The organism is Pseudonocardia kujensis, from assembly GCF_021283305.1.
Lineage (GTDB): Bacteria > Actinomycetota > Actinomycetes > Mycobacteriales > Pseudonocardiaceae > Pseudonocardia > Pseudonocardia kujensis.
In genome coordinates this window covers 1-23,588 of record NZ_JAJSOK010000077.1, presented here as the reverse complement: position 1 = coordinate 23,588, position 23,588 = coordinate 1, and the positions used below count along the sequence as shown (strand labels likewise).

At 67.4% G+C, this 23,588-nt stretch carries 18 protein-coding genes; 12 read left to right on the top strand and 6 right to left on the bottom strand.

Annotation, left to right across the window (positions count from 1 at the left end):
* Window positions 1-270: 270 nt before the first annotated feature.
* The 8 genes from LWC35_RS33325 to LWC35_RS33290 all read left to right on the top strand — a co-directional run bounded on the left by LWC35_RS33325 (window position 271) and on the right by LWC35_RS33290 (window position 9,681).
* On the top strand, window positions 271-1,173 hold the full coding sequence (locus LWC35_RS33325; protein WP_232874475.1) for a quinone oxidoreductase family protein: 903 nt from the start codon (window positions 271-273) through the stop codon (window positions 1,171-1,173).
* Between the two features lie 121 nt (window positions 1,174-1,294).
* Window positions 1,295-2,182, top strand: coding sequence for an IclR family transcriptional regulator (locus LWC35_RS33320; RefSeq protein ID WP_308194726.1), 888 nt, complete (start codon window positions 1,295-1,297; stop codon window positions 2,180-2,182).
* A 513-nt stretch (window positions 2,183-2,695) separates the two neighbouring features.
* Window positions 2,696-3,304: an NADPH-dependent FMN reductase gene (locus LWC35_RS33315; RefSeq protein ID WP_232874474.1), complete on the top strand. Its 609-nt coding sequence runs from the start codon at window positions 2,696-2,698 to the stop codon at window positions 3,302-3,304.
* A 72-nt stretch (window positions 3,305-3,376) separates the two neighbouring features.
* Window positions 3,377-4,489, top strand: coding sequence for a maleylacetate reductase (locus tag LWC35_RS33310; RefSeq protein ID WP_232874473.1), 1,113 nt, complete (start codon window positions 3,377-3,379; stop codon window positions 4,487-4,489).
* Window positions 4,490-4,514: 25 nt separating this feature from the next.
* A complete protein-coding gene (locus tag LWC35_RS33305; protein WP_232874472.1) occupies window positions 4,515-5,417 on the top strand; it encodes a hydroxyquinol 1,2-dioxygenase in 903 nt (300 codons plus the stop codon).
* A 511-nt stretch (window positions 5,418-5,928) separates the two neighbouring features.
* Entirely contained in the window at window positions 5,929-7,182 is a 1,254-nt protein-coding gene (locus LWC35_RS33300; RefSeq protein WP_232874471.1) for an acyl-CoA dehydrogenase family protein, read from the top strand.
* Between the two features lie 180 nt (window positions 7,183-7,362).
* The gene (locus tag LWC35_RS33295) at window positions 7,363-8,505 is read left to right on the top strand and encodes a cobalamin-independent methionine synthase II family protein (protein WP_232874470.1); all 1,143 of its coding nucleotides are present in this window, start codon (window positions 7,363-7,365) and stop codon (window positions 8,503-8,505) included.
* A gap of 129 nt (window positions 8,506-8,634) precedes the next feature.
* A complete protein-coding gene (locus LWC35_RS33290) occupies window positions 8,635-9,681 on the top strand; it encodes an amidohydrolase family protein (RefSeq protein ID WP_232874469.1) in 1,047 nt (348 codons plus the stop codon).
* A 565-nt stretch (window positions 9,682-10,246) separates the two neighbouring features.
* On the opposite strand, the gene LWC35_RS33285 is transcribed toward LWC35_RS33290, so the two are convergent.
* Window positions 10,247-11,848 carry a carboxylesterase/lipase family protein gene (locus tag LWC35_RS33285; RefSeq protein ID WP_232874468.1) on the bottom strand — a complete coding sequence of 534 codons (1,602 nt, stop codon included), beginning with the start codon at window positions 11,846-11,848 and terminating at the stop codon, window positions 10,247-10,249.
* Window positions 11,849-14,036: 2,188 nt separating this feature from the next.
* Here LWC35_RS33285 and LWC35_RS33280 point away from each other — a divergent pair.
* On the top strand, window positions 14,037-14,948 hold the full coding sequence (locus LWC35_RS33280; protein ID WP_232874467.1) for an LLM class flavin-dependent oxidoreductase: 912 nt from the start codon (window positions 14,037-14,039) through the stop codon (window positions 14,946-14,948).
* Window positions 14,945-15,913, top strand: a complete 969-nt coding sequence (locus LWC35_RS33275) for an alpha/beta hydrolase (protein WP_232874466.1) — start codon at window positions 14,945-14,947, stop codon at window positions 15,911-15,913. The genes LWC35_RS33280 and LWC35_RS33275 overlap by 4 nt, the downstream gene beginning before the upstream one ends.
* A gap of 441 nt (window positions 15,914-16,354) precedes the next feature.
* On the opposite strand, the gene LWC35_RS33270 is transcribed toward LWC35_RS33275, so the two are convergent.
* The 5 genes from LWC35_RS33270 to LWC35_RS33255 all read right to left on the bottom strand — a co-directional run bounded on the left by LWC35_RS33270 (window position 16,355) and on the right by LWC35_RS33255 (window position 21,196).
* The gene (locus LWC35_RS33270; protein WP_232874465.1) at window positions 16,355-17,200 is read right to left on the bottom strand and encodes an SDR family NAD(P)-dependent oxidoreductase; all 846 of its coding nucleotides are present in this window, start codon (window positions 17,198-17,200) and stop codon (window positions 16,355-16,357) included.
* A gap of 485 nt (window positions 17,201-17,685) precedes the next feature.
* Window positions 17,686-18,372 (bottom strand): TetR/AcrR family transcriptional regulator, encoded by a 687-nt coding sequence (locus tag LWC35_RS33265; protein WP_232874464.1) that lies wholly within the window; start codon window positions 18,370-18,372, stop codon window positions 17,686-17,688.
* A 489-nt stretch (window positions 18,373-18,861) separates the two neighbouring features.
* The gene (locus tag LWC35_RS41145; protein WP_372463151.1) at window positions 18,862-19,248 is read right to left on the bottom strand and encodes a 3,4-dihydroxy-2-butanone-4-phosphate synthase; all 387 of its coding nucleotides are present in this window, start codon (window positions 19,246-19,248) and stop codon (window positions 18,862-18,864) included.
* Between the two features lie 182 nt (window positions 19,249-19,430).
* Window positions 19,431-20,792, bottom strand: a complete 1,362-nt coding sequence (locus LWC35_RS33260; RefSeq protein WP_232874463.1) for an MFS transporter — start codon at window positions 20,790-20,792, stop codon at window positions 19,431-19,433.
* A gap of 176 nt (window positions 20,793-20,968) precedes the next feature.
* The gene (locus LWC35_RS33255) at window positions 20,969-21,196 is read right to left on the bottom strand and encodes a hypothetical protein (RefSeq protein WP_232874462.1); all 228 of its coding nucleotides are present in this window, start codon (window positions 21,194-21,196) and stop codon (window positions 20,969-20,971) included.
* Between the two features lie 371 nt (window positions 21,197-21,567).
* Between LWC35_RS33255 and LWC35_RS33250 the strand changes: the two genes are divergently transcribed.
* Window positions 21,568-21,978, top strand: a complete 411-nt coding sequence (locus LWC35_RS33250) for a hypothetical protein (RefSeq protein WP_232874461.1) — start codon at window positions 21,568-21,570, stop codon at window positions 21,976-21,978.
* Window positions 21,975-23,402 carry an aldehyde dehydrogenase gene (locus tag LWC35_RS33245; RefSeq protein WP_232874460.1) on the top strand — a complete coding sequence of 476 codons (1,428 nt, stop codon included), beginning with the start codon at window positions 21,975-21,977 and terminating at the stop codon, window positions 23,400-23,402. The genes LWC35_RS33250 and LWC35_RS33245 overlap by 4 nt, the downstream gene beginning before the upstream one ends.
* Window positions 23,403-23,588: the final 186 nt, after the last annotated feature.

Below are 23,588 nucleotides of genomic sequence, written 5' to 3'. Positions count from 1 at the left end.
ACGTGGCGTGCGCGCCACCTCCTGAAGTGAAGTAAGTATTTCAATATCAGTCAAGAGGCCAGGGGCGACTTCCCGGGAGGTGGCCAGAAAGGTCCTGCAAAAGCAATCGCTTGCCAGCGACAGCAGTCCGTGCCACCGTACTGTGCAAGTAAGTACTTCATGCAGAGCACGTGTGGCCAAGGGAGACGACATGGCGCTGACCGACCCGGAGATCACCTCATGAAGGCCGCACAAGTCGTTGGGGTCGGCGACCCCCCGGTGGTGGCGGAGGTGGCACCTCCCGCAGCTTCGGAGGGACAGGTGCTGGTCGACGTGCTGGCCGCGCCGATCACGCCACTGGATCTGCTGTGCGCCACCGGGACCTCGTACTTCGGGAAACCGGCCACTCCCTACGTCCCGGGCGTGCAGGGCGTGGGGCGGGCCGGCGGCCGTCTCGTGTGGTTCCCGACGACGGCCGGGATGGCGCCGGGCGACGGCAGCATGGCGGAGGTGGTCGCTGTGGCCGAGCCCGATCTCGTCGTACTGCCCAACGGCGCCGATCCGGTGGAGATCGCAGCGCTCGGCTTGTCCGCGGTGGCGGCGCACATGGCGCTCACCTGGCGCGGCGAGCTCACCGCAGGCGAGCTGGTGATCGTACTCGGCGCCGGTGGCGTCGTCGGGCAGGCGGCCGTTCAGCTCGCCCGCACCGCCGGTGCCTCCCGGGTGATCGCCGGGGCGCGGTCGACGGCTGCCCGGGTTCGCGCAGAGGAAGCCGGTGCGCACGCCGTCGTGGCGCTGGACACCGACGACGTCGATGAGCTCGCCCGCCGATTCGCCGACGCCGCCGGAGGACCCGTCGATCTCGTGCTCGACCCGCTCTACGGCGCACCGGCCGCCGCGGCGGCCCGCGCGCTGGGCCCGAACGGTCGCCTGGTGAACCTCGGTGGCTCCGCCGCCGAGACGTCCCCGATCGACTCCGCCACGCTGCGCGGCCGCTCGCTGCGCCTGCTGGGGTACACCAACAACGCGTTGACCCGCGAGCAGCGGGCCGCTGCCGTCACGGCGATCACCGAGCTCGCCCTCCGAGGGGACCTCACCGCCACCCACGAGGTGGCGCCCCTGGAGGATGCCGGCGCGGCGTGGCAGCGCCAGGCCGCCGGGCAGACGTCCGGACGGATAGTGCTGAGGCCCTGATGCCCCGCACCCCACACCACCGCCTCACCGGCTTCGGCGGTGATGCGGGTGGACCGGTCTCGATCCCGGGAGCTGCCGACCTCATCTCCGACCTGTCGTTCCCGTCGACCGCGCAGGCGCGATGAGCCCTTTCCCGCCGTCACGGGCCCGGAAGACCACATCCCAACATCGACAACCTTGCGGAGGACCCATGTCGTCCCCTGACGGAGGCGGGTTACTGCATCCTCGTGAGGAGGAGAGGCCGCGGGAAACGGCCTCGGTCCTCAGCCACGCGATGGCAATCCTCGACGGTTTCGGCCCGGTCGGATCCGCCAGCCTCGCCGAGCTCCATGCACGGACCGGGATGCCGAAGCCGACACTGCATCGCCAGCTCAGCCAGATGGTCGGGCTGGGGCTGGTCGAGCGGTCGGAGGGGCACGGCTACCGCTTGGGATTGAAGCTGTTCGAGCTGGGACAGCTCGTACCCGAGGAGCGGCGGTTCCGGGAGTCCCTCGGCCCGGTCCTCAAGGCACTGCATGCCGAGACGGGGCTGATCGTGCATCTCGCCGTCCTCGCCGGCGCCGACGTCGTCTACGTGCAAAAACTCGAACCGGATCGCGGACCGCAGGTCGCATCTCGGGTCGGAGGACGGATGCCGTCGCACTGCACGGCAGTCGGGAAGGCGTTGCTCGCACACGCACCCGCTGACGTGACCCGCGCCGTTGTGTCCCGCGGGCTGCCGCGCCACGCCCGAGGGACCATCGTCGCACCGAACATGTTGCTCCGCCAGCTCGACGACATCCGCAGGCGTGGCTATGCACGCGACCTCGAGGAGTCGGCTGCCGGTATCGCCTGCCTGGCGGCACCGGTGGTCGGACAGGAAGGCCGACCGGTCGCGGCGATCTCGGTGACCGGTTGGACCCACGGTCTCCATCCGGAGCGCACCCTCCACGCCCTGCGCGCCGCCGCCTCCTCGGCGCAGCGACGGCTGGACCGAGCGCGACCCGAGCGCCGGATGGTCGCGCGCTGACCCCGTGGGCGGCCCACCCGAGCGCGGCAGATCACCCGGCCCGGCGATGCGGCGCCCGACAAACTGCCGCTGCCACCGACGACGTGGTGCGTCGCACCGTACACCTTGACGAAATCGGCCGCGGCCTCCCCTGTCACGAGACCCGGGCGGTCAGCGAGAGCACGATCTCGTCGGTCGCCTCCAGGCGGCGTCAGCGCTCAACCCGCCGACGCCGACGAGCACTGTGCTCTCCGCGCGCGGCGTCCACGAGTGACGGGGCGAGATGGTGCCGCTCGAACCGGGCAGGCGGCACGGTGTCGGTTCTCCGTGGTCCTTCCCGCGGCCACGCCCGGGTCTACGCACCAGTCACACCGAAGATCCGACGCTCCCGTTTCGCGAGGTGAACGATCGGCCACACCGGACAGTGCGACCAGACTGACGACCAGGTGAGCGCACAGTGCATTTACTAGACATGCTGTTCAGTCAGATATATGCTCCGAGTGCTCACACGCAGCCGGAGTCAGGGAGCTGGATATGAGTACGGGTCGCCCGTTCATACTTGGCATCGGGGGAACGGGGCGGGCGGGCTCGTCCTCGGAGCGAGCGCTGGCCTACGCCCTTCGCGCCGCCGAGGAAGCCGGGGCCCGAGTACGCCTGATCACGGCCGGCGAGCTCGACTTCCCGATGTACTCGACCGAGCGTCGGGAAAGGACCGCGGCGGAGTCGAGCTTCCTGCGGGACGTCGAACGCGCGGACGGCGTGATCATCTCGTCCCCCGGCTATCACGGCGGAGTGTCAGGTCTGCTGAAGAACGCGTTGGATTACCTCGAGGACCTCCGGACGTCGAGCCGGGTGTATCTGGACGGCACGGCAGTGGGGTGCATCGTGTGCGCCCACGGGTGGCAGGCGGCAATGACCACTTTGACGTCGTTACGATCGATCGTGCACGCCCTGCGGGGCTGGCCGACGCCGCTCGGCGTACCGATCAACTCCGCCCTTCCGGTCTTCGACGAGACCGGGGCTGTCTCCGACCAGGCCGTCGCCGAACAGCTGCGAGTGCTGGGTGGACAGGTCGTGGACTTCGCCCGCATGCGAGAGGCGCTCATCGAGGCGACGGGCGAACCGATCCAGCGATCTGCGTAGCGGCATCGACGCAGTCGGACCGACTTCGCAGGAAGAACCTCCCACGACAGTCGAAGGAGACGTCGAGCGGACATGGATTTCGTTCACACAACACTCGGTCAGCGAGTGTTGTTCGGCAGCGGCAAGGCCGCGATCCATGTCGCGGGCGAGGTCCGGCGACTCAGTGCCGGGCGGATCATGGTCGTCGCGTCGTCACGCCACGAACACCTCGCCGAGACTGTCTGCCGCAACCTCGACGTCGCGCACTGGTTCGACCAAGTGGTCCAACACGTTCCCGTGGAGACCGTCGCGGCCGCCAGAGCCGCCGCGGCCGACCACGGGGTCGATCTGCTCCTGAGCGTCGGCGGAGGCTCAGCGGTCGGACTGGCAAAGGCGATCGCACTGACGACCGGACTCCCCATCATCGCGGTGCCGACAACATATGCCGGCTCCGAGGCCACCAATGTATGGGGTACGGCCGCGCAACGGACGAAAACCACCGGTGTGGACGATCGGGTTCTTCCCGCCAGCGTCGTCTATGACGCGACCCTGACGCTGTCGCTGCCCGCAGGCCTGTCCGTCGCATCCGGGCTGAACAGTCTCGCGCATTGCATCGACTCCCTCTGGGCACCGAACGCCGATCCCATCAACCTGGCCCTCGCCCTGGAAGGTGCCCGCGCGCTGACGCAGGCGCTGCCTCGGATCACGCGAGACCCACAGAGCCTCGAGGCTCGCGAGCACGCGCTCTACGCCTGCTACCTGGCCGCGGTGGCCTTCGGGTCCGCCGGGTCGGGACTGCATCACAAGATCTGCCATGTCCTGGGCGGGATGTACAACCTGCCGCACGCCGAGACCCACGCCACCGTCCTCCCTCACGTGCTGGCGTTCAACGCGCCCGCCGTGCCCGAGCTGGCGGCCCGGCTCGCGGCGTCACTCGGCAGGCCGGCGGTCGCAGGCGACGAGCCCGCCGAGTCGGCCGTCGCGGCCCTCGGCTCCTTCCGCGATGCGGTCGACGCACCGCGCCGACTGGCAGACTACGGCTTCTCCGCCACCGACATTCCCGACGCGGTCGACCGCATCCGGCAGGTCGCGCCACCGTCCAACCCCCGACCGGTGACTGCCGATTCCCTCACGGCTCTGTTGACCAACGCCCTCACCGGTACGGCACCGGCGCCGCATTCCCGCCTCGGTTCCCGGCTCAACTGACGGCGCCTCGAACAGGAGTTGCTCGATGACCGACGCCCTCACCGCATCCCCTGCCGGCCACGAGCAGTGCGCTCGTGAAGAGGCCATCATCGAGCGGGTCCTGAGAAGCTTTTCTCAATGCCCGGATCCTCGGCTGCGGCAGGTGATGGAATCCCTCACCCGGCACTTGCACGCGTTCATCCGGGACGTTCGGCTGACCGAGTTGGAGTGGAGCGCCGCCATCCGCTTTCTCACCGAAGCCGGTCATATCACCAACGACAACCGCCAGGAGTTCATTCTGCTCTCCGATGTCCTGGGCGCCTCGATGCAGACAGTCACCCTGAACAACGAGGGCAATGGGCGCGCGACCGAGTCTACCGTCCTCGGGCCGTTCTTCGTCCCGAACTCGCCGCACATCGATCCCGGTGGTGACATCGCGGCCGGCGCCACGGGCACTCCGACATGGGTGGAGGGCACGGTCACCGACACCGACGGTCACCCCGTCGCGGGGGCCCGTATCGAGGTGTGGGAGGCCGACGACGAGGGCTACTACGACGTCCAGTACGACGACGGGAGGATCGCGGGCCGGGCTCACCTTCACTCCGGCGAGGACGGCCGGTACAGCTTCTGGGGCGTTCGCCCGACGCCCTACCCGATCCCGCACGACGGTCCGGTCGGCGCGCTGCTCGAAGCGGTCGGCCGTTCCCCGGTGCGCGCGGCGCATCTCCACTTCATGGTGACCGCGCCGGGTTACCACATGTTGACGACCCACATCTTCGTCGAGGACGACCCACAGCTCGAGGTCGGTGACTCGGTCTTCGGTGTCAGGGACTCGCTCATCAAGCGATTCGAGAACCAGGCGCCGGGAACGCCGACGCCCGATGGGCGGCCGCTCGGCGGCCGGCCATGGTCGAGGACGCGCTTCGACATCGTACTGGCTCCCGAGTGATGACCCGGCCCCGTCCCGCCACGCAGCACCCCACGGATCGAAGAATTCACCATGAATGTCGGGGAGCCTCGTCGCCTCCCCGCCATCGAACGATTCGCATGGATGGGGCGCCGTGGTGAGGTGAGGAGATTTCCCCGGGTTATACGCGGCGATCCCGTTCTCGGGCCCGTCGCGTGCGGCCGATCATGTGACAGCGTGACGGAACATTCGTCATTCGACACCATCCCGTGGAGGACCAATTCCCTTGTGGACCGATTACCTACTGCCTGTTACCCTCACTTCTCGAGGACGCTTGCAGGAGGGCGACTGGTGGAGACGCGATAGCGACCCCGGGCCGGTTTGCGACGACACGCGACACCAGTGACGAAGCGGTCATGGAATCAGGCTTCCGACCTCGATGCCTCGTCGCGCCGGGATTCTCTCCCGTATATCGAGTCGCAGCCACAACGTCAGCTATGTGATCACGAGACAGAGATCGACTTTGGGCTCTAGAGGAGCGGAGGACAAGAGCATGAGCACGCTCAGTGGTCTGGATCGAACGGAGGTACCGGTCCCGGAACCGGATCTCACGCCAGCCGAGATGATCGCTCGGGCGGAGTCAATGAAGCCGAAGCTGCGCAGCCTCCAGGACGACTTCGAGCGTCGAGGTTCATACTCCGAGGAGGTTCATCAGGAGTTCCAGGCGAACGGCTTCTACCGGATCCTCCAGCCTCGACGTTTCGGTGGGTACGAGTTCGACGTCACCACCTTCTGGAAGGTGATGGTGAAGATCGCCGAGGGCGATCCGGGGACGGGCTGGTGCCTCGCCTTGGCCTCACACCACGCGCTGGTCATCGGTTCGGGGTTCACCGAGCAGGCGCAGCGGGAGATCTTCGGCCCCAACGGCGATTTCCGTGCCCCGCACCGCGTCCCTCCGATGGGCAGCGCGGTGCCCACCGAGGGTGGCTACATCGTCAACGGCACCTGGGACTACTGCTCCGGCATGCCCTACTCCACCCACTTCATGGGCAACGCCACGGTCTCCGGTGGCGACGACGCGGAGCAACACCCGAGCAACATCGTCGTCGTGATCCCTCGCGGCCAGGTGACAATGCTGGACGACTGGGGTGGTGGACGCCTGCTCGGCCTGCAATCGAGTGGATCCAACAGCGTTGTCGTCGAGAATGTATTCGTCCCCACGCATTGGACGTGCGATTGGGAAGGAATGCGCGCGGCCGGGCCCAACGTGGGGACCGAGCTGCACCCCAACCCGATGTACCTGGGCGTGCTCCGCAGCGTCTATCACGCCGGCCTGGCCGTCTCGGTCGTGGGCGCGGCCCGGGCAGCGGTGGACGAACTCGAAGAACTGATCACCACCAAGGAGACCCACTTCCCACCGCGGGTGCCCCGTTACACCCACCCGGACCATCAACGCGCCTTCGGCCTGGCGTCGGTGCTCGCAGACTCCGCGGAGGCCCTCATCTATCGCGTTGGGGACGTGTACATGGAACGCTGCCAGCGATGGGCGGACACCGGCCAGCCGTTCGACCAGGAAGACGACGTCCAGCTCTACACCATCTTGCAGCAGGCCGGGCAGTTGGCGGCCCGGGCCGTGGACGAGGTGTTCAGCATCGGCAGCTCATCGGCGGTCAAGCGGGGCCAGCGGCTCCAACGCTACTACCGAGACGCCGCCATGTACCGCAGCCACATTTCCGCCCAGTATCTGGGCACGGCAACGGAGCGGGCAAAACTCCACTTCGGTCTCCCCCACAGCCTGCCGTCGTAAACTGCCACCGGCGCAGAGCGATACGGCCGGACACCGAGGCTCCTATCGGTTCGCCAACGAGAGTGAGTTCGAGTTGATCTCGACGACGAGCGAACTGCAAAGCCGGAGGGTCGGGGCGTTGCCTGCCGCCGCTCACCTGAAGTCCATGATGCCGCATGACGGAAATCCGAGGAGTACGTGATGAAAACTAGCACGAATCGCTTCCTGACCACTCACACCGGAAGCCTGCCGAGGCCACGCCACCTTCTCGACCTCTACGGCCGTTCGGCCGCTGATGAAGTCGACGCGGTGCTGGCCGAAGCGGTCAAGTCGGTCGTCGCGCAACAGGTCGACACCGGTATCGACGTGATCAACGACGGTGAGTTCGGCAAGGCCGTGCGCAGCACCGGCGACGCCGACCACGGTCACGGGACCTGGAACCTGTACATCTGCGAACGCGTAACCGGCCTGACCAACGCGGCGGAAGACACCTGGAAAGATCGGCGCAGCAAGGACCGCGCGGCCTTCAGCGGCTATTACGGAGACGCGGTACAGAAGAGCAACCCCAACGCGTGTGTGGGCGAGGTGCGATTCCAGGGCGACGATCTTGTCGATCGCGACCTCAAGAACCTGACGGCTGCCCTCGGTACGACCAGCCCCGCCGAAGCCTTCCTGCCGGCTGTGTCGCCCGCGTCCATCGTGTACGCATTCCCCAACATCTACTACAGCGACGACGACGAGTATCGCCGAGCGGTCGCCGAGGCAGTCCGAGAGGAATACCTGGCGATCGCCGAGGCGGGCTTCACCCTGCAGATCGATGATCCGGTCCTCGTCGCATCGTGGGACGTGTGGCCGGACTCCGATCTCCAGGCATACCGCCGGGTCGCCGCGCGGGACGTCGAGCTGCTCAACCATGCCCTGCGGGGGATTCCCGCCGAACAAGTCCGCTATCACCTGTGCTGGGGCAGCTGGAACGGACCCCACAGCACCGACCTTCCGCTCGCGGACATTGTCGATCTCATGTTGCAGGTCTCTGCCGGCGGCTATGTGGTCGAGGCAGCCAACCCTCAGCACGAGCACGAGTGGAAGGTGTGGAAGGACGTCCGGCTGCCCGACGACAAGATCCTCATCCCCGGCGTTGTGACCCACAAGACCCCCGTCATCGAACATCCCGAGGTGGTCGCGGACCGCATAGTCCGTTACGCGGAAGTGGTGGGCCGCGAGCGCGTGGTTGCCGGTACGGACTGCGGAGTGGGTGGACGCATCGCCCCCGACGTCGCGTGGGCCAAGCTGGCCTCGCTCGTGGAGGGGGCACAACACGCGAGCGCCCGCCTCTGGACCTGACGCGGCCTCGCGACACCGGACCGCAATCGCGTGTCGGATACGGGCCCGCCGTGGGCATTCGTCCCACGCCATGCCGGCCCGCGGACCCGCCGACCACGCAACCATCAGGTAGGCCTCTGGAGGACTCTCATGACTAATCGGCCCGCTACGGTACGGCGGGTTGTCGGTGTCGAGGAACATGTATGGACCGCGGACCTGCGCGACGCGCTGCTGAAGTTCGGTGGGGACGCTTCCGTCACCAAGATGAGCAGCCAACCGGCCACCGACCGGCGGTTGCGCGACGTCGGTGACGACCGTCTGGCCCGCATGGACGCCACCGGTGTGGATCTGCAGGTGCTGTCGATCACCAGCCCAGGCACCCAGCCGCTCCCACCCGCTGAGGCCGTGCCGCTGGCCAAGGACGCGAACGACTTCCTCGCTGACGCCGTTCGTGCCCGGCCCGATCGTTTCGCGGCGCTCGCCACGCTGCCCACGCCGGATCCCGAAGCCGCCGCAGGGGAGCTGGAGCGTTGCGTCACCCAGCTGGGACTGGTCGGCGCCCAGCTCGTCCCCCGGACCGGCGAGCGATACCTCGACCATGTGGAGCTCCGGCCGGTCTTCGAGGCGGCGGCCGAGCTGCGGGTACCGCTGTACATCCACCCCGGCATGCCGCCGCAGTCGGTGCGGGACACCTACTACAGCGGGTTCGACGACTTCACCAACATGGCCTTGGCCACCGGCGGCTGGGGATGGCATGCGGAGGCAGGTCTGGCCACGCTTCGGCTGATCCTGGCCGGAACCTTCGATCGCCACCCACGTCTGCAAGTCATCCTCGGACGGTGGGGCGAGATGCTCGTACCGTTCGTCGATCGGGCCGACCTGCTCAGCATCGCGAAGGTGCCACTGGAGCGGCACGTCCGTGACTACATCACCGCGAACGTCAACGTCACCGCGGGCGGTGTCTTCAGCCATCGCCTGCTGGCACTGGCGCTCGACGTCCTCGGGCCGGACCGCGTGATGTTCGGCGACGACGACCCGTACCGAGGCAGCAAGGGACGGTTCGACGGCGACGGCGGAGCGAGGGCCTTCGTGGAGACCGCGCCGATCAGCCCAGTGCACAAGGAGAAGCTTGCCCATCGCAACGCCGAACGACTTCTCCGTATTCGAGCGGTGGAGCCGTCCGGCGATCACCGCTGACCTGGCTCGACCAGCCCCACACGCCGACGCGAGCTGTTTCCGCCGGTTGAGCGCTGCGACGCCCGCCGGATTCGCGTCCGGCGGGCGATCAGCCTCCCCCGAGGCTCGCGCGCCTGCGCGTCGGTCGGACGGTGCCTCGCCGCTGGTCCGCCAACGACCCGGCAAGAGTCAGGGCCTGAGCCACCTCGGCGCACCCGGCCGGCCGGCGACGATCAGGGAACCCCGCCACCCGGCGTCGCCGAGGCCCGGACACCGCGCAACCAGCGTAACACCCCGCCGGGCAACGCACCGTCGACGTGGGCATCGACGCTGGGCACGAGCACCCGTGTCGGATGAGGTACGACCGGTTCTCAATCGCGATCGATCGCGTCAGTGCCGCGCCGACAGCTCAGCGTGCGGAGTGCGACGCTCGTCCTGGCGCCGAGTGGGGCACGGCAGCCGAGGGAATGCCGAGGACGGAACCACCACCTGGTCGATCGGCGCGAGCGACCGGCGGGGTCACCTCCGGCCGGCGGCGATCCACACCGCGCTTCCGGAGGCTCCCGCCCGGCCGCCGCATAGTGGGCTACACCTGATCCCGTTCCGCCGGCGAACTGGAGTCGCCATGGAAGGCATCATCGGGGCCGAACGACGCGCCGGAGTCGAACCAGAAGCCACGCTCGGCACCGAACGGGTCATATCGGATGGTACGAGGCATGTCGATGATCATCGTTGCGCGCTTGTCGAGTTCGTACTCGGGCCACTTGAGCGCTCCGGTCCCGTTCGGGTCTCCGTCGCGCGCGAATGTGACCCAGATTTCGCTGAGCTCGCGCCCGAGATCCGCCCCGTCCGGAGCATCGCGTGTCGCCGCTGTCGTTTCTGCGTTGTCGAAATAGAGGACCTCCTCGATGCCGTGCCCGGCATAGAGGTCCGGGATGACCGGGGATGTCCATGTGCTGACATAGGCCCACGTGCGCCGTGCGGGGTCCGCTGCGTGCGCTTCAAGCAGCACCGCCGCGGGCGCACCGAAGAGATGGTCCGCGATCACTCCGGCCCACAGCCGGGTGGGGTCGTCGTCGGGCCTTGCCTTCCGGTACACCTCGAGTGCGTCCGGCGCTCGGTCGCCCAGCACGGGTTGCAGCATCTCCGGGAGATTCTCCCAGGTGACGTTTCCATAGGCAGGCAGATGGCTGAGGAAACTGGACGCATCTTCCCGCGCATATCCGACGATGAACGGCACCTGTCCGGTCGTACCGGCTCTGATCGATTCGGAGACGGGAGCGGGAATGATATTTCCGTCAACGACGGTCGAGAGACCGGAGTAGACGCCCCCCAGCTCTTCCTGCACGCGGACGATCTCGTCGGCAGGTACGGCACGAAGCGCATCGATGTCCCCGGGCTCGACTCCCAGTCGGTCGAGCATGCGACGCGCCACCTCGGTGCTCACCGCGGCGTCGGCGCCTTCGTAGAAACCGCTCTGGGCGATCGCCCGGTGGAACAACCCGTTCGCCTCGGGCATCCCCATCAGTGCGGATACCTTGAACCCGCCACCCGAATACCCGAAAACCGTGACCCGGTCGGGATCGCCACCGAAGCCGGCAATGTTGTCCCGCACCCATTCCAGGGCCTTGACGATGTCGAGCATCCCGTTGTTGCCTGCCGTTGCGACATCGGGCTCGTTCGACAGGCCACCGAGATGCAGATAGCCGAATCCGCCGAGCCGGTGATTGACTGCAACGACGATCACGTCTCCACGCTTGGCGAGGTTCGAGCCGTCGGTACGTCTGAGGTTTCCGCTTCCATTGGTGAAAACGCCACCGTGGAGCCACACGAGAACCGGCAAGCCGGACGAGTCGTTCGCCGACACCGGCGCCCAGATGTTGAGATTGAGGCAATCCTCACTCATGTTCCCATTGTCGGTGTACCCGTCGTCGATGGCCGCCGCGACATCAGGACGCATCGGCACACTCTCACGCGGCGTGACCTGCGGGCAGGCCTTTCCGACGTGCAGCGCGTCCCGCAGTCCGGACCATGACCCAACGGGCTGCGGCGGCCGGAACCTATTGGGGCCACCGGTATCGGCCGCATACGGGACACCCAGGAAGGTCGCGACGTCGCCGACGCGACGCCCACGGAGGCGACCGCCCGTGACCGCTACTTCGGGATACCCGCTCTCTACGAGATCCATCGGTCGATTTCCTTCCTTTGCTGCCGTCGAGTGCCACCACAACCACGAACGGAACTGCTCGCCTTGAACGCCTTCGAGTCCGTCAGCCTGACCCCGGACCAGCGCTCACCCTCGGGCTGCGCAGCTCGTCCGGCCTCACACGACGCCGGGAAGGATCGACGAACGCACCATGGACGCGCCTGTCCGGCCCGCCGGCGATCGGGCCGACCCCGAGCGACCGGGCTGCCCTCGGCAACCCACCCCAGGACGAGCGTTCAGCTGCCAGCGGCGACGTCGTGACATCGTGCCGCTCGAGGACCACTGCCACGGTGGAGATGTCCGAGTCGAGGTCCGCCCAGTGTCAGGTCTCGATATCCTCTTCGTCCAAGCGATCTGCGAACATGCTGAACGGAACCGAAAGGCACTCGCCCCATCCGTCGAGGCTCCGGCCTGAGGGTCCTCCGGTTGCCCGCGAGTGTTCACCTGGTCGAGATGTCCGAGAGGCAGGATCACCTCAGGTGCCAACAATTCTCACGCGGCACGCCCAGACTGGGAGATCGTTCCCGACTGGCAACCGGCCTACACGCCGTCGCGCCGTGCGTGGTTGTCGCAGATCTGTGCTCTGCGCGGCGATCGGAGGAACCGTCGATCGTCTCAGCCGTTCCTGCACCGTTGACGCACAGATCAAACCTCGACCTTGCGCCGCGATGAGGTTCACGGCATCGAGCATGACCATCTCCGGCGCGAATTGGGCCGTCCTCGTTCTCCCGGCGCTCCGTGTCAGGCTTTCCGACAGTCTCAGCGCCGGTCATCGCCTCGTCGGCAGCTGCCCCTTGTCGGGTCATGACCCCGACTCGTTGCCGGCTCGTCAGGAAGCATAGGACCTCGCCCATCTCTGCAACCGCCACTCTGCAGTCACCGCGACCAACCGTCCGTCCACAGATTAAGTATGGCTATATCGCCTGTCAAGGCTATCGACACTTCGTTCATCATTGCGCTCGAGCGTGCGCCGCCGACGACGCCGGCTGCCCGCGCCTCCGCCTCGCCACTGCAACGTCGGATCCGCGACGACACGCGTGGCGACTCTTCCCGGCCGGGGAGCTGGAGCCCGCCGGCCCGCGCCTGGCCCACGAGGCGGGCGGACACCCGGGCACCACCCGGGGCCCACCCCGGGCCGTTCACCGGATCACCGCTACGGCGGGTCGAGCGTGGCCCAACGACAAGGCGTGTCGATCACTGGGCAGGGGCGGCAGTCGGCAGTTCTCCTCTCCGCCCAGGCGGATTCGCCGATCACGAGCATCAGGTCGTCAGCCCGGACGTCGGCGCGGGTAGGACCGTCCGCGGCGGGGTGTCGAGCAGCCCGTCGACCACGGGGCGCAAATGCTCCACAATCTCGTTGCGCACTCTCGACCCTCGCCCGGTCCGGGTACAGCGCCTCCGCCGGACGTGTTCGGCGACCAGGACGTCGGCGGACCCCGCGAGCCGTGACCGCGAACCCTCGCACGGGCCCGGGCGGAACGTGGGTCGAGGTCGCTGCGGCGAGTCCGAGGGTGCGCGCGGGCGACGTAGCGACCGTCTCAGCCCGTCCACCTCCGTGCACGTTGCCAACCGGAGCAATGTTCCATATACTGTATTCGAGCAACGCTGCGGATGGCGATACAGTCGGATCGTCATCCGGAGCGCCATCACTCCGACGAGAACGTAGTCATTGCATGAGCGACACACGATCGGCCGAGGCCGGTAACGACCCGATCGCGCCGAATCATCTCGGGCGCCCCGATCGCCGAGGCGGCCCGGCTTCTTTGTCTGCCCGGAACCGGCGATGCCGATCTGAGCCGGCAGAGGCACCGAGTACCTCATCTTCATGAGCCCTGACATCGCCGAGCTGACGAGGCCGGGCCAGACCGTCCGCGGCGGCCACGCCTGGTCTCCGCCGTTGGGCCGTAGCCCGGACCGGGTCCCCGACGGACATCGACTCGGCTCGGGCACCATCGGCCCGGTGGCCCTGTTCGGCGCGGCACACGGGCCCGTCGGCCTCCGGGACCACAACGACATCCGCGCCATGTCGAGAGTCCGGAGCGCGTCGCTGTCGTCCAGCAGGCAGCCCTGGCATATCCGCGTACGGGCTGGGCATCGACCACGGCGCGTGGTCCGCTCCCGGTGACGTACCGACCGTTGCCAGCAACCCCATGGGAAGGATCGACTCGACATGACCGGTCTCCGTGCGCAGGCCTTCAGGCCCAGCTTCGGAATCATGACCGCTCCGTCGCAGGTCGCCTACGAGGACGTCCTGCGCGTCTGGCGCGAGGCGGACGGCATACCTCAGATCGAGCACGCCTGGCTGTTCGACCACCTCATGCCCATCTTCGGCAACCCGGAAGGGCCCACCTTCGAAGGCTGGACGACGCTGTCCGCACTCGCGGCCCAGACCGAACGGCTGCGCATTGGGCTGCTCGTCACGAGCAATCGATTCCGCCCACCCGCCATCCTGGCCAAGATCGCCGCAACTGTGGATGTCGTCTCCGGCGGCAGGCTCGAGTTCGGCATCGGCGCAGGCTCACGGCCCGACGTACCGCTGGCCCGCCATGAGTACGAAGCTCACGGCCTGCCGTTCCACGACGCCACCCACGCGGTGGGAAGCCTCGCCGAGGCATGCACGATTGTGCGCCGGCTCTGGACCGAAACTGCCCCGTTCGACTTCAACGGCGCCTACCACCAGCTGGCGGGCGCGTTCAGCAGCCCCAAACCGGTGCAGCGGCCCCACCCGCCGATCACGATCGGCGGCGTCGCCACGCCGACCCTGCGTGTGGTGGCCGAGCATGCCGATCGGTGGAACATGCCCGGCGGCAGCATCGACGACGCCCTCGCTCGAAGCGCGATACTAGACCGCTTGTGCGTCGAGATCGGTCGTGACCCGGCGGAGATCACCCGTTCCATCGTCCTTCCGGTTTCGTACGACGAGCCCGACGACACCCGCACCACGATCGCAGCGGCACTCGACGGCGGGTTCAGCCATATCGTGCTCAGCCTCGGCGCGCCGTATCCATCCCAGGTCGCCCGCTGGGCGGCCGACACCGTAATCGACCCACTCACTACTACTGCCGCAGGGAATCGCCAATGACCAGCACACACCCACGGATCGATCCGGAACTCGCCCCGGTGCTGTCAGCCGTGCACCAACAACTGTCGCCGACCATCGCGCCCGAGGACATCGAGGCGCTGCGCGCCAATCCCGTGTTCTCGGTCGCGGACGACGTTCTCCGGCGCGACGGGACCATCGACCTCGAGCACCTCTCCGTGCCGGGTCCGCCGGGAGCACCCCAGATTCCGCTGCTCGTCCTCAGGCCCGCGGCCCAGGGACCAGAAGCGCCGATCTTCTACCATATTCATGGTGGTGGCATGATTATCGGAAATCACCGCACCGGAGTTGACACCGTTCTCGACTGGGCTGTCGACAGCGGCGCCGTCGTGGTGTCGGTGGAATATCGCCTCGCTCCGGAGAATCCTGACCCGGCTCCGATCGAGGACTGCTACGCGGGCCTGTTGTGGACCCACGAGCACGCCGCGGAGATCCAAGGCGACCCGGACCGCATCGTCGTTGTGGGCACAAGCGCAGGCGGTGGCCTGGCAGCCGGCGTGTCGCTCCTCGCCCGGGATAGGGGCGGACCCCGGCTGCTCGGTCAACTGCTCATGTGCCCCATGCTCGACGACAGGTTCATCACGCCGAGCAGCCAAGAACTTCATGGTGACGGCATATGGGACGCCACCAGCAACACGACTGGATGGAACGCACTACTCGGCGAGCGCCGGGGTGGCGATGACGTCAGCATCTATGCGGCGCCGGCACGCGCCACCGACCTGACCGGGTTGCCCCCTGCGTTCATCGACGTCGGGTCGGTCGAGACCTTCCGCGACGAGGACATCGACTACGCCGCACGGCTGTTGCAAGCTGGCGTTCCGTGCGAGCTGCACGTCTGGCCGGGCGGCTTCCATGGATTCGTCGGCATGGCGCCAGACGCTTCGCTCTCCCAGAGCGCGTCCTCGACGAGAGGCGCCTGGGTCCGCAGGCTACTGGCCGCAGGCTGAACCGGCACGGGTCTGGAGAAACCGGGCTCAGGCCCCGTTGGGTGTGGGGGCCTCCAGCAGCGGCCCACGGTCAACGTCGCCCCGCTCGCGCCGATCCCGCTCCTGTGGCGGTGGAGATGGATTCCGATGTCGGCCGGGTACCACGATCGTCCCGATCACCTCCGTTCATGTCGCCGCCCTGGCCGCCGGCACCTGCGGATGGCGAGCTCGGCCATCCCGCGCCGGACGGCCGCGTCGGCACCTCATACGGCAGACCGATGCGTAGCGCCGTGGCGTAGCCGCGGATCAAGTCGGCGGCCGCCGCCGACACACGACCTCCGACGCCAATTGCAGAAGGCCGAGAAGCAAGATCGCCAGCAGAACGGCCAGTCCTTCTGCCAGCGGATCGGCGCTTCCATGCTGTCGCCCGAGCCACGGGGTCTGGACTTCTGAAATGCCGTCTTAGAACGCCCGGGCCGAAGGCGGTGCTCCTGCACCACCGCCGGCAAGCAGCACCGAGCCTGTCACCAGCGCAGCGTCTGCGGAAGCCAGGAACAGTGCACAACCAGCAATATCTTCCGGCCGCGCAACTCGGTTCAGGACGGACTGCGACGCCACATCCCGCCACACCTGGTCGGCGCTGAGACCACGCTCTGCAGCGATGCCGTCGACTTCGGCTTCCGCCATCGGCGTGCGTATCAGTCCAGGACACAGGCAGTTCGCACGAATTCCGTCACGCCCGTTTTCGTTAGCGATCGATCGCGTCAGCGCTACCACCGCGGCCTTGCTCGCGGAGTACGAAGCCCGCCCTGGGGTGGAGTTGAAGGCTGCGACTGAGGCGATATTGACAATCGAGCCACCGCCCGACCGCTTCAGTTCCGGAATGGCGGCGCGGCATACCCGCATCGTCCCGTCGAGATTGACATCCAGCACCCTTCGCCATTCGCGGTCCCGTGCGGACTCAACCTTGTCCGAGCAGATCACGCCGGCTGCATTTACCAGGATGTGCAACTTCCCATAACGCTCTACCCCTCGCTGGATCATCGCATGCACAGCCGTGTCGTTCGTGATGTCACATTCGACCGGCAACGCATCGATCTCCGCCGCAAGCTCGGTGAGCTCCCGCACCTGCAAGCCGGCAGCGATAACCTGCGCGCCTTCCGCCCGGAACCGCCGTGCGATCGCCGCCCCCATACCAGTGGCCGCGCCGGTGACGATAGCAACCTGACCCGATAGCCGGGGATTCTTGTTGCTCTGGCCCACAACGCTCGCAAGGTTGACCGTGGAGTTCTTCTCGTTCGAGGCCATCCAGATTCCCCTCATTGTCCGAACGGTGCAAGACGGGCCAGGTTCTCAGGACCAGGCCGATCGCACCCGAAATCGCACGAGTCGGCGACTCCGACTCGCTCCGCGATGCGTGATAGGTCGCCACGGTCCCTGCCGACGGCAGTCAGCTTCGCTACGCAGCACCGACGATCGTCTGGCCAGCCGGACCACCACCGCATCATTGCCGGTTCCGGAAAAAGCTATCCACAACGATGCTTGCGACTCGCCGAAGCACGCGGCTGCTCCCCGGTCCGCTCGCTGTGCAATGGGACTTGGCGTTGAGATATCAGATCAGAACCGAAAGAGGAAGAAGGGAGGCCCAGAAGGCGCGCTCATCGCGGAGGACCGCTGATGACGGTGCCGGCCGCGGGCCGGAGTCAGCTCGTTCACTGGTCGCGCCCTTCCCTCCCAGTGGCCCACCGCCACATTCCGCCGAGCACGGCATAGAATCTGATCATTTGCTTAAATCAATTTCCTGTAGGCGACTCACCCAATTGCCGCGCAGACTCCGGGTCCCCGTCCCGACTCGGGCGGCACGACGCCATGAAGAGATCGACAAACGCGTCACGAACCGTGACCCGCCGACGCGGAGTGATCAAGCCGAGTCTGAGCGATCCAGCGGCCTCGGACCACATGCTTCCCAGTACAAGGGCACGACCGTCAGCGACAGGCTTCGACACCCCGTGAGCCTCAAGGATTGCGGCAACGGTCGCAATATTCGACTCGAGGTTCATCAGGAACCACTCCCGGACCTCCTCATCGCTGAGCGCCGCCTCCCGGATGAACTGCGACGGCAGCGAGAAACGCTCCGCCCACCATTCGATGACCCGCCCAAAAACCTCCTCCAACTGTGCGCGGGTCTTCGGCCCCCTGAGCTGCTCGAGAAACGCGGCCAGCTCCGGCGCCACCGACTCATACACCGCGCGCAGGAGCTGTGCCTTGTTCTTGTAGTGCAGATAAATCGTTCCTCGGCTGACACCTGCCCGACTCGCGACGTCCTCCAACGTCGTCGCGGTATAGCCCACCTCGGCGAAGAGCTCCGACGCAGACTGAATGATCCGCTGGCGAGTCACATCGCGTTGCGCTTCTCGAAGCGAGATATTTTTGGCAGCACTCGATCTCCCCGTGGCCCGGTCATCGCCGTTCGCATTCACGCGGGACATACTACAATACTGCCGCCCGGTAGGCCGGGGCCGCGACGTCGAGCGGCGGGTCGCCGATATCATCTGTCGCCGGCGGGCGCGCCGGAATCTGAGAAGGTCGCCTCCGGCACGTTTGGCTACCGTCTGTCGGATAGCGTCCAAGCTCTCGCCGAGACGACCTTTGATTGGCGAGTGGCCGTTGTCCTTAAATCGGAAACTTCGCGATTGGCGCACCTTTGCGGTCTGGTATTCTGTCCGTTCCCGGACGAGGACGAAGGGATCTGCCAACCACGCGGCGACGCGCTTCCTCTCGTCACCGAGCTGGCGGTTACCTGCTCAGCTCGGGTCGGCGACCCTGAGCAGGAGCCGAGCCGAATGGGCACTCCTCGACGAGCTGCTCCTGGCGCCGACGATGCACGATGAGTTCGTCGTCGGAACGTGCTGTTCCGCCAGTTCCATCGAGGCGGACCCCGTGCCATCTCGCCGTTCCCGCTCGCGATGTCACAGCTGACCGCAGTTGGCGCCGGCCCAGCCGGGAGGATCAGGTCGGTCGCTGCTCCAGCGTGGCCCGCCGGCCGGGCGCGCGCCACCCGATCGTGCAGTCAGCCGGAGAACCGAACCGGGCTCGGTGAGGTTCACGGGTACCGGCGCAGGGCCCGCGAGGGCTCTGCTGGAGGTCGCCCGGTCCGTCGGCGCGATCCTTGCGGTCGAGCTGATCGCAAGGTCGATACTCACGGTAAAAGCCCCCTGTCGTGCGCCCTGAGCCCCACATCGACCGCCGCGATCATCTCGCCCTTTCCGGGCGCGTCCCTGGCCACGCCGACCCTCGAGAGTCGCCGGGTCACCAGGACGACGCCACCTTCGCGACCGCGAAGAATGCTCTTTCATGCCTCTTTACCGCCACTCCTGGCCGATAGAATCGAATGCAGGCAAGTATGACGCTATTGCGGTTTGCACACCCTGTCAAGGGTGTCAACATGACGTCTTGCACGGGTTCTCACTGAGGGCCCCGGCCTGGTAGATACGCTGTGCAGCGGCAACGTCCGCCGCTCGGGGATTCCGACAACCGGTCACGATCGTGGGGGAACGTTCCGATCCTTGGCCTCCGCAACCTCGCTCAGCACCTCGGCCGCGGCCAACTCGTCGCGCGCCGCGAGCTCGTCGAAGCCCGCTACCGCGGGGTACGGGTACCGCCCGAGGAGAAGGATGATCAACGCTGATAGCCCGAAGGCGAGCCCCACGACGGGGAGCACTGCGTCGTACGAGCCGAAATGGTCGAACCCCGCACCCAGCAGTAGCGGGCCCAATGCGGTGCCCGCGAGGGATACTACCCACACCACGCCAAGGAGCTGCCCGAAGGACCGCATGCCCAGATAGCGGCTCACGAGGAAGTTCAGCAGGTCGCTCTCGACCCCGAACGCGAGCCCCAAGAACACGACGGCGGCAGCGGCCCTACCGAATGGCGGAGCGAGGAGGAAGAGACCCGCGATCGGCGCGGCCAGCGCGACTGCACCCACAACACCGACGTGCACCCGGTCGAGAAGCCAACCTCCGGCCACTCGTCCGAAGAACGACGTCGCGGCCAGAATGGTGAGCAGCGATGCGGCCATCAGCTGGCTCAGTCCCCGGTCCGTCATGAGCGGAACCAGGTGCACCACGAGCCCGCCCTGCGCTGTGCCCTGCAGGCCGATCATCGCGGCGATCATCCAGAAGTGGCGTCCACGAAGTGCGCGTCGCAAGGTCAGCCCTGGCAGCTCGAGACGGACCTTGTGATCTCCCACAACCACTTCATCGACCAGGCGCCCACGGACGCTGCGCTCGGCTCTCACACGGACGAACGCCAGGATCGTCGGAATCGCGACGACCGCCGAGATCAGTGCAAGGAGCGCATAGGCGGCCCGCCATCCGACCCCGCTGATGAACGCATACGCGAGAACGGGAGTGGCAGCACCACCGAGGGTCCCGAGTCCGGCCAGGATCCCGACCGCGAGACCACGCCGATTGTCGTACCAGCTGAGAACAGCCTTGGGGAAGGCGATGACCGCGCCTGAGCCGAAGAAGCCGAGAAACAAGTACGGCAGTAGGAACAGGACGACATTCCTCGGAGTCGTGGCGATCAGGGCAGTGCAGCCGACGTACCCCAGCCAACACGTGAGCAGAATCGGACGGATCGCGAACCGGTCCAGCAGGCGACCGACGATCGGCATCGCTACCGCCATGCCGACCGACAACACCGAAGCGGCGGCGGTGACCGTGGTCCGATTCCAGCCGTGCTCGGCCGTGATCGGCACGACGAACGTGCCGATCGTGGCGAACACGACCGCCGCAGGGCCCACCGCGTTCGCGATGCCGCTGCCGAGCAGAACCAGCCAGCGGCGGCGCTGTTGCCGAGAACGCACCGATCTGGACGTGTACGTGGAAGTGTCGGACACGATCTCCCCTTTGAGATGACGGCATGCGGCCGTATTTACGGATCAGCCACTTGTCATGAGTCCACGCAGGGTCGGGCAACGCCAGGGCCACCCAAAGTCAATGCGAGTTTCGGGCTCGACCAAGTCACACATCAGCCGGAGCGGGCATGTTGCCGCGCCGATCATCTCGCACAGTCTCAGGGTGCTCCCACGTCCGCGAGATCGCCGCCGACCCACGATTCTTGCCGAGCCACACCGCCGACGCCACCTTTCGCGATCGTCGCAGCATCAGGCTCGTCCATCTCGATCACCGCACTCCCGGCCACCAGACAGCAGGGGCCAGTGAAGACGATGTTATTGGCGTCGGCACACGTCGTCAACCGTCTTAACACATCGTCTTGCTGGTGCTCGCTCAGGTGAGGCATGCACTTCCTCCGGTGTCTCCGGAGTGGCCGACCACGGTCTGCCCTAGACCTGGAGGAGTAGGTCCGAGCCCGGTGCGGTGGCTGTAGGCGATGACGGTTCGGGTGACGGCCGGTGCCCCGTTCTACCAGCGCGGTGGTCGGCGCTGGGTCGGATAAACTCCTCGAACTCTTTCCTCCCGTCCCGCGACGAGGCAGTGCGACAGGCTCTGACCGAGCGGCATCTGCGTCCTGTTCCGCTGGCCAAAACGATCGGCTTCGAACGTGACGTGGGCCGGTGCGAGTCTCTGACACATGAGCCGCACGAAGGTCGCCGCGTTCCCGAGGCCACGGGCGATGACGACCACCTGCCGCCCCACACCGGGAAACTCGACATGATGACCGCCGCCGCGACACGCGTGGCCGAGCGGATGTCGATGGCGCACCAGTTCACCGGGACCCAGGTCCGCGGCACCGTCCGTGCGCTCGATGCGGGCCGGCGTCGAGGTCACCGAGGTGGCCCACGGGACGGGCCGAGCGGCTCCTCGTTCGACCACAGCCTTTCCTGCGCCGACGAGCTGCCGCTGATCGCGGCCGCCCGCGAGCAGGCCACGCAGGCGAAGATCGCGATGCTGCGGCACCGAGGACCTGACCGAGCGGCCGCGAACGTGGCCGGCGTGGTCTGCCGGGTGCCCTGCGTCACCGACTCCACCGGAGCGCTACCGAGGGCCGAGCGGGCGCGGCTCGCTCGGCGGCCGCAGGACAGGATCATCGACGTGGCTAGTCAGCTGTCGGAGGCGCAATGACGACGATCTTCGGGCACGTCATCAACGGCATGGAGTCCGCGGACGGCCCACGCTTCGACTCCGTTGATCCTTGGACCCGGACGCCGTGGGCGGAGGTCGCGCTCGGTGGTGCCGACGAGGCCGGGCGCGCCGTCAAGGCCGCTCGCCGGGCCTTCGACGAAGGCCGCTGGCCGCGAATGGGACACGCGGAGCGCGGTGCGCTGCTGCACCGATTCGCGGATCTGATCGAGGAGCACACCGACGAGCTGGCTCTCGCGGACTCCCGGGACATGGGCAAGCCCGTCGTCGCAGCCAGAGCGATCGACGCGCCGCGGACCGTGTGGAACATCCGATTCTTCGCCGACCACGCACGCCTGGCGACGTCCGAGGCCTACCCGATGGACTCGGGCCATCATGCGTATACGCGCTACGAGCCCGCGGGCGTGGTCGCAGCGATCGCGCCGTGGAACTTTCCGATGATGCTGGAGTCGTGGAAATTCGCGCCGGCCCTCGCCTGGGGGAACACCGTGGTGCTCAAGCCAGCCGAGCACAGCCCGGCGTCCGCGACGGTCATGGCCCGGCTCGCGCTGGAAGCGGGGATCCCGCCCGGGGTACTCAACGTGGTGCACGGCTACGGCCCGGCATCGGTCGGAGAAGCGCTCACCACCGACCCTCGCGTCGACCGGATCACCTTCACCGGCGAGTCCGGCACCGGGCGGGCCATCACCGCGGCGGCGGCGCGCGCCCTCACCCCGGTCAGCCTGGAGCTGGGCGGCAAGGGCGCCAACCTGGTTTTCGCCGATGCCGACCTGGACACCGCCGTCGAGTGGTCGATCAAGGCGATCTTCACCAACGCCGGCCAGGTCTGCCTCGCCGGATCTCGGATCTACATCGAGCGCGCAATCGCCGAGGAGTTCACCGCCCGGTTCGTCGCCGCCGCCGAGGCCCTGATCGTGGGGGATCCGCGCGACCCGTCCACGCAGGTCGGTCCGCTCGCGTCGGAGACGCACTGGCGGAAGGTGTGCGGCTACCTCGACGATCCGGGGGGCAAGGTGCTCACCGGCGGACGCGGTGACGGGTGGGTCGTGCGGCCGACCGTCGTCGTCGATGTCCCGGCCGACGCCCCGCTGCAGCGCGAGGAGGTCTTTGGCCCGGTTGTCACCCTCACGCTGTTCGACACCGAGGCAGAGGCCGTCGGGCTAGCCAACGATTCTCCCTACGGCCTCAACGCAATGGTGTTCACGGAGAACCTCTCACGGGCGCACCGCGTCTCCGCGGCCCTGCGTGCCGGCACGGTCTGGACGAACTGCTTCTTCGTCCGCGACCTTCGGGCGCCGTTCGGGGGCGTGGGGGACTCCGGGTGGGGGCGCGAGGGCGGCACCTTCAGCCGCGAGTTCTTCACCGAGCCCAAGGCCGTGATCATGGCGGTCCAGGAGTCACCGTGATCCGAGGAAGTGCCCAACCCCACGAACGAGGATGGCTGTGCCGCTGATCGACGCGCCCGCGAAGGCCCGGGCGCTCTACGACGCCCGGCGCACCCGCACGCCCATCCCGCCCTTCACCGACGACGACCCGACGCTCGGGATGGCCGACGGGTACGCGGTGCAGCGCGAGCTGATCGACCTCCTGCT